This window comes from Sedimentibacter sp., from assembly GCF_032080165.1.
Lineage (GTDB): Bacteria > Bacillota > Clostridia > Tissierellales > Sedimentibacteraceae > Sedimentibacter.
Genome location: NZ_DAMASY010000022.1, coordinates 1 through 7,848, shown reverse-complemented (window position 1 = coordinate 7,848; position 7,848 = coordinate 1). Strand labels below are relative to the sequence as shown.

General features: G+C 34.1%; 4 protein-coding genes and 1 pseudogene. All 5 read left to right on the top strand.

Annotated features, from left to right (window positions below; genetic code table 11):
• The first annotated feature begins 269 nt into the window (after positions 1–269).
• The gene (locus tag RT412_RS17020; RefSeq protein ID WP_313347125.1) at positions 270–1,688 is read left to right on the top strand and encodes a Wadjet anti-phage system protein JetA family protein; all 1,419 of its coding nucleotides are present in this window, start codon (positions 270–272) and stop codon (positions 1,686–1,688) included.
• The gene (locus RT412_RS17015) at positions 1,689–2,324 is read left to right on the top strand and encodes a DUF4194 domain-containing protein (protein ID WP_313347128.1); all 636 of its coding nucleotides are present in this window, start codon (positions 1,689–1,691) and stop codon (positions 2,322–2,324) included.
• The gene (locus RT412_RS17010; protein WP_313347131.1) at positions 2,321–5,623 is read left to right on the top strand and encodes an SbcC/MukB-like Walker B domain-containing protein; all 3,303 of its coding nucleotides are present in this window, start codon (positions 2,321–2,323) and stop codon (positions 5,621–5,623) included. Before RT412_RS17015 ends, RT412_RS17010 begins: the two co-directional genes overlap by 4 nt.
• On the top strand, positions 5,620–6,831 hold the full coding sequence (locus RT412_RS17005; protein WP_313347134.1) for a Wadjet anti-phage system protein JetD domain-containing protein: 1,212 nt from the start codon (positions 5,620–5,622) through the stop codon (positions 6,829–6,831). Before RT412_RS17010 ends, RT412_RS17005 begins: the two co-directional genes overlap by 4 nt.
• A 296-nt stretch (positions 6,832–7,127) precedes the next feature.
• Positions 7,128–7,544 (top strand): annotated as a pseudogene (locus RT412_RS17000) (GTP pyrophosphokinase); the annotation flags it as partial.
• Between the last annotated feature and the right edge of the window lie 304 nt (positions 7,545–7,848).

Sequence of the window (7,848 nt, the reverse complement as noted above, 5' to 3'; positions counted from 1 at the left end):
ATTATCTCATCTTATTATTTTGCTGTAAATGTACCGGCAGGTTTGACGCTTACGATTTTATAATCAATAAATAATCAAAACAACCAGTATATTTGCCGAATGATAGAATTTTTAGTTGAGAAATGCTGGAAAATGATGTAGAATTAAGGTAATATTACATTGGGTATAATGACGTTACTCAGGCTGTTAATGGTCTGTTGGAGCTATTTTTGTAAAGTTAATGATGAGGTACAAATAGGAGTAATTGTTAGATAAAAGAGGTATCTTATATGATTTTATTTGATAATGATGAATATGATCGTTTTTTTAATCCGCTGTGTTGTAAAAACAGAAGAATATATTATGAGTGCATCTTGCAACTGATTGAAAAGTCGAAGACTATTCCGCTGCTTTATGAAACAGACGCAAAGGATTGCATCGTCCTCTATTTGCGCAATTGCACGTACGCAGTAGAGGATGAGAGTGATAATGGTGATGAGAATATTAGTAGTAAAAAGTCTGACACGGAGAATTCCGGTGCTATATTAAGGTACTTTCGTTCTTGTGGCTGGATTTCTGAGCGGGAAATTGGTCGAAGTGGAGACAATATTGCTTCGGTAATGCCATTTTGCAGGAAGATGATTGATTCGATTCAACGTATCTTTGATCGTGATACCAGCGGTGCACTGACAAATCATATATTCGCGATTTATGATACGTTAAAATCTGCATTGGATACAGAGCATGGACGGACAATAAGACCTTATTCAAATATTCTGATTCCTCTTACGGATAATGTTTCGGATTTAAAAAATGAGCTCCAGATTTTGAAAGATAGTATTCGCACAATAATGCGTATAGTTATTAAGATGACGGAAGTAAATACTTTCGGTCAGTTTTTGATTAAAGATGAGATGATGAATTTATTCTTTAATGATTATTTTTTCATAAAGAAAGATGGGCTTATTCCTGGTTATATAGCTGAAATTGAAAAGATGCTTAGACAGATTATTAATACTGATGTATATGATAATATGGTCCATGAATATGAAATATTAAAGCAGATGGGTGAGTATAAGGCTAGAGAAATTATTGATGGACAATTTACGGAAATCCAAGGATTTATCAATTATGACTATGTAAAGGAAATGGATTACATAGATAAAAAGATTAACAATTATTATAATTTATATTCTACCAGAATGTTGATGGTACTCAGTAATAATACAAATATGCAAACTTATCTGAATGACCTGTTGATGATACTGAAAGAAATGGATGCGGAAGAACGGGAAGTAGTATTTGCAGAAATTTCAAAAAGTTATCAGCTAACATCTTATAAGTATATTGGAAGAAAATCCATTGAACGAAGGAAGAAACGGCGTCCAAATATAAAGAGTGGTGCAATTGTTACGAGTTCTTTATCGGATGATGAGAAAGCAAAATTGACTCGGGAACTTTTACATGAGTATCGTGATAGATATAGTGTGGATCAGGTTGCAAGGTATTTCCACACATTATTAAGTGATAAAGTATCGGTTGAAACTAGTGGTCAAAATATAAAAAATAGAGATGAAGCTATGATGATAGTAGCAAGCATTATATATTCTGGTTCAGATGAGTTTCCCTATGTAGTAGAATTTCTTGGTGGAATGGTCGAAACAGAGGTTGCCAACATCAGTAATATTAGAATAAGAAGGGCGAGATAAATGAGCGACATTAAACTAAATATATCAATTAAAGAAGAAAATAATATATTGTTTAAGCGATGTATACGTAAACTTTTAGATTCTACATTTATTGTGGGAGATAAAGATGAAAAACTATATGCATTTATCTCAAGAGAATCTAATAGACAAGATATTTCGGACTATCTGCGAATGATTGGTTTTGATGTACTCGTGGATACTAATGTGAAGATTGCTATGCTAAAGACACATGAAGTAGATGAAGACGTTGTAGGCCTTAAGAAAGCTAATATTTTAACCTTTACAACAGAGCAATATCATTTGCTTTTGGTCCTTTGGGAGGTTTATCTGGAGAACCTTGGATATAACGAAGAGAATCTAGTTATGCGTGGTGATCTAATTGATAAAATTAAAGCTTATGAGGTTGATATAGACAGTAGGAAATTGTCTGCAGCAATGGATTTATTTAAACGATATAATTTAATTGATTTTGATGCAAAGGATAAGACAGAAGATGCAATCGTTACCTTATATCCTTCATTACAATTTGGTTGGGACATGGCACAGTTTCAGACCGTATCAGCTGAATATATGAAGAATGGAGGGTTACAAGAGGAGCAGGAGGAATCTGAAGAAGAAGAGGAGGATGAGGAATGATATTATTAAAATCCGTTCGTATAGTGAACTGGTATGGCTTTAATTATATAACAGTTCCAATTGGATACTTTTCTTTAATTGCCGGAAAGAATGGTAATGGTAAATCTGTTCTGCTAGATGCTATTAAGTATGCGCTGTATGGAGATACAGTATTTAATAAATCTACAGAAAACAAGGGAAGTAGGACCTTGTCTTCTTACACCAGAGGATTATTGGATGCAACAGCGGGAACATATATGAGACCTGCAGATCAGTTTCCCAATGTATATACTCACATCGTATTAGAAATGTTTGAGGAAGAAATGAGACGGAGTTTTGTGCTTGGTACTGTAATAGAGACAAATTCTGCAAATGGTCTTAATACAAATCGCTATATTATTGAAAATGCAAAGATATCTGATGTAGAGCATGTGTATGGAGAAAACGGTTTGACCATTCCATATGATGGTATTGGATTACAGAAAAAATACAGTATTAAAATGCTTGATGCAATGGATGGTATTGCAAAGTTTATGCAAAGGACGGGGTTGAGATTAAACGCCCAACAGATAGTACCATTTCGCAGGAAGCTACGCAGTATTATGTCTTATGATCCAGATGCGAAGATAGATCAGTTTATTCGAGAAAGTGTCCTTGAAGAGAAGAAGGTAGACTTTTCAAAACTAGTAGAAGCTAAGAATAATATTGAAACATTGAACACCACATTTGAGAAAATAGATGCAGAGATCAAAGAACTTGATGGAATACTCGCTTTATTTGATAGGTTACAGAACGCTATCAATGTTATTATTGCAGATGATGTAAAAATTGTATATAAAAAGTTACTTGGAATCAGGCAGGACATTGATGAAGCAATAAATTTTATTGATCAGGCAAAGAGGCAGTTGGATGAGGATGATAAAAAGCTAAAGGTGATTGAGAAGCAAGAAAAGGATATTCGTGGCAGGCTTAAAAAAGTAGAAGACAGCTTAGATGCTATGGATTGTACAAGGGCAATTCGTGTTGCTGAAGAGCAAGTAGAGCAACTTACTTCACGGAAAGAGACGTTAAATACAGAGAGAAAAAACTTAGAGGTATTTCAATATAAAATAAGTGAATTGATTAATTGGTTTTATGAAGAAGATATGCCTGTTAATAACCAGTCAATTTTATCATCACTTACGGTAAATGAATACACAGCAGTTCAAAAATCAAGTGGTATTGACGGATTTTTAGTTCAAATTCAAAATGTAAGAGATGATTTATTGGCAGCAATCACAAGGCTTAAGGATGAGATAGATAAGCACCAAGCTATGCAACTACAGCAGCAGAGATTAATTGATGAGTGCAATGACAAAAAAACTACTTTTTCAGAAATACCAGATTATGTCGCATTAAAGGAAGAAATAAATAAGGAGTTTACTAAGAGACATATCTGTTCAGAGGCAAAATTTGCCTGCGAATATGTCATTGCACTTAAGGATGAAGTCTGGAGAGATGCGATCGAATCGTTTCTTGGTAAGAGAAGCTACACAATTCTTGTGGATCCAGAATATTACGATATTGCAGACGATGTGTTAAATGCATCTTCACACAGATATGCACATTTATTTAATACAAAATTATTGATGAAAAAGAAACTATCTCCCGAGGAAGATTCTGTTGTGCGTTATATTGAAGTGAAAAATTCTGTGGCAAAACAGTATTTTGAATACCAATTAGGGCGTATGCATGCAGTAACAAAGGAACAAGTGCGCAATTTCGAGAATGCTATTTCTAAAGAAGGAAGAGTATCTGTTGCAATGGATAGTTACTTCCTCCAATTTGATAAAATACGTTTTTATTGCCTGGGACAGGAAACAATAGAGCTTAATCGAATTCGCGCAGAAAAAAAATTACGGTCTCTGGTTAATGAAGGGAAAATGCTACGAGAGCGGGTACATGAGCAGATTCAGAAAAAAAATTATTTAGAAACAGCACAAAAATACTTTGGTAACTATAATTATGATGCATGCCAGATGTATGAGGATATTTTGCGTCAATGTGAGACAGCTTCCAAAGAGCTTGAAGATTTGAAACAGTCGCAGCAAAATAATATGGAATACCTGGAAATGAATCAGCTTTATACAAAATATAAAGGAGAGCTTGACGCGAATGACAAAGAGCGTGGGAAAGTTCGAGAATCTCAGATAAAGATGAAGACACAGATAGAAGTAAATCAAGAAAAGAAAGAAGTGAAGACAAAAGAGCTGGAAAAAAATAATGTCATTATGAATGAACACCAGATACAGAATTATGACGTATGCAAAAGAGCCATTGAAAGTTACGATAAGTATATAGCCAATGGCAAAGTTGGTGCCGGTGGTACCTTAAAAGATCGTGAACGTGCCGAACGTAATCTTAGAGAAGCTGGGAATGATTTGATCGGTGCACAGTCTGCTTATAATGCGCGCAGAAATGCAGAAAGTTGGCTACCAACTGGTGATAACCAACGTTTTGCATATGAGATAAGAAAAACTCAAATTTGGATGGATGATCTTCAAGAAATCAAGGAAAAACTTAGAGAGCAGACCAGGAGATATGAGGAAATATTCAAGAATGAATTTGTACTGACAGTACTAAAATCCTGTGAAAGTGCAAAAAATGACTTAAAGTTAATTAATGCAGAGCTTTCCAGATTAAAATTCAAGTCAAAATATGAGTTTGACGTTGAGTATGCAAAAGACGGCTCTGATTATGATAAGATTTTGGAATATGCAAAATATTTAAAGGAACGTGAAGACTTAGGAAGAAACCCTGACCAGATGATATTGCAGTCACTTATAACATTTACTGATGATAAAGGGATAGTATTAGAAAAGGAAATACGTAAAATTATTAATCGTATTATTGATAGTAATGATAAGGAGCAGATTGAGAAATATGCTGATTATAGAAACTATATGGTATATGAGATTTTACTTACAAATGATGTACTAAATAAGGCTAAACTTTCCAAACAATCTGGTTTTAATTCGGGTGCTGAAGTTCAGATTCCCTATATGTTGATTTTATTATCTGCGCTATTGATGATATATAATGACAAATTAAATTCTACAAGACTTGTGTTTATAGATGAACCATTTGCCAAGATGGATCCTATTAATGTAAAAATCATGCTTGATTTCATGAAGAATCAGAAACTACAGATGATTTTCTGCTCACCAGATAAGACGGAGTTAATTGGTAATGAAAGTAATGTCATTCTTCCGGTGCTTAGAACAAGAGCAGATTTAATGGAAATAGGAATTGTTGAAATGCATGAGGAGTGTAGTTTATGAATTGGGAAGAAAAGATACTTGTGTATTTGGTAGATAAGTATCGGGGAAGTAAGAAAGATACCGGGGATAATAAAACCAATCGCAGAACCCAGGTAAAACCAGAAAAACTTTATAAGAAATATAAAGCAAATGATGGTGACTTCGATGTAATCGATGTAATAAATCATACTGTGTCAGAACTTTGCAGAATAGGTTTTCTAACCTGTGATCAAGAAAAATTCGGTACGTTACTTCAATGTATTTATCTTGTAGACGGACAGATTGAACAGGTTGAGGATTATCTACATAAAAAGTATGGTTTTATTCCGAAAGAAATGAAAAAATATGATGTGCAGAATATCATTGCCAGATATTATAATTTATCGGAAATCTGTGGCATGGAATGCGATCGTCTGCAAAAAGAACTTGATAGAAATAAAATTCCAAATGATTATGAAACATTTCCTAAAATATTAGATGCGGTTGCTTTTATAGAGAATAATCAAACAGAATTGTTTGTAAGAGAAGCTTCTATGAAAATTTATGGAGATTCAAAATATTTTGAAGAGAATACATTGGTACCGGTTTGTCAGATGCTTCGCAAATATAAAAATAAACCTTGTAACACAGATGAGCTTATGGATGAAATTTTATCAGACTATATGATAAAAAAGGAACCTCAAAAATTTAGTATTAAAGGTAATTTTATATTGTCTATTGGTGGAAAGGAACTAGATTTTAGCGTACTTCCAGATGGTATAGGGTTGGATACGAATTCCCTTAAGAAAATTGATTGCATTAAGATAAGAACTCAGAAATTTATGACGATTGAAAATAGAACTTCTTATCTGAGATATTCTGCTCCTGATACAGTCACGTTTTATCTGGGGGGATATGCAAACCGTTTTCAACGTGATTTTATAAAAAAAGTATACGATGATAACCCTAATATAGAATTCTTGCATTTTGGAGATATTGATGCTGGAGGATTTTGGATTCATCATAATCTGTGTGAGATAACAGGTGTTAATTTTAAGACATATTGTATGTCGAAGGATGAACTTTCTCAGAAACAATATGAAAAATGTCTTCATCGATTAACAGACAATGATACTGTGAGGTTACAGGAATTGAAAGAAATGAGGGTGTATACGGATATAATCCAGTATATGCTTCAGCACAATGTAAAAATGGAACAGGAGATTATTAGTTTAGAATTGATGAAGTAAAAAGATATTATAAAAAATTGTAAGGTGTGGCTAAGTATTTATAAGTAGATTTTTCATGTTATAATCAGCACAGAGAATTTATTGAAAATAAGGGTTGAGCGTCAGAATTGTTGAAAATATACCCTGACGCCAAGGGGGTGGCAGGCTCTATGGTCATCAGAATTGCAGCAACAAGGCATACAGAATGTGTGGTTCTGCTGCAGAAGAAAACAAATAATTTATTAGAGAAATAAGTAATAGAAATATACCGAAATTGAGGCTTAAATTTAAGAATACGAGCGATAGGAGGGAGTTTTATGCTGAACAAAGCGATTACACTAGCAGCAAAAGCACATGACGAACAAGTTGACAAAGGTGGAAATCCGTATATCTTGCATCCGCTTCGCGTGATGATGAATTGTGAGAGTGAAACTGAGAAAATTTGTGCCATTCTTCATGATGTGATAGAGGATACAAATATTACCTTTGAGGATTTAAAAAGGCAGGGGTTCAGTGATGAGATTATCACCGTTCTTGACTGTTTGACAAAGCGAGAAGGGGAATCCTATGATAATTTTATCAGCCGTATTTTACCAAACAAGACTGCTTGTTATGTAAAACTTGCGGATTTAATTGATAATATGGATTTGACTCGTATACAAAATCCAAGTCAAGAAGATGCAGTGCGGATTCAAAAATATAAACTGGCCGCTGACCGAATTTCAGATGCTTTACCTTATGTTGAGGCAATTCCTGACTGTCGTTTGGTGGAGATTAACGGAGTTGCCGAGATTCATCCCGTCATATCGAGCGACCAGTTTTGCGATATGTTCATTAATTTTATATAATCGCACGGCTGGTTTTTCGGTGGTGGTTTCAAAGATATAACCGATGAGAAACAGGATGAATAGATTCTTTGGAAAGTAGAGCCATGCTAATACGATATAAGAAAATTGGCATTTATGCTTGCTAAATTTATAATAAAAGCGTAAATGCCAAGGGTTGGAGACAATTGATTATGAAATTTGATGATAGAGA

What these genes read in the sequence shown, in the direction of transcription:
- RT412_RS17020 (WP_313347125.1), top strand. Translation starts at nt 270, where the DNA reads ATGATTTTATTTGATAATGATGAATATGATCGTTTTTTTAATCCGCTG.
- RT412_RS17015 (WP_313347128.1), top strand. Translation starts at nt 1,689, where the DNA reads ATGAGCGACATTAAACTAAATATATCAATTAAAGAAGAAAATAATATA.
- RT412_RS17005 (WP_313347134.1), top strand. Translation starts at nt 5,620, where the DNA reads ATGAATTGGGAAGAAAAGATACTTGTGTATTTGGTAGATAAGTATCGG.
- RT412_RS17010 (WP_313347131.1), top strand. Translation starts at nt 2,321, where the DNA reads ATGATATTATTAAAATCCGTTCGTATAGTGAACTGGTATGGCTTTAAT.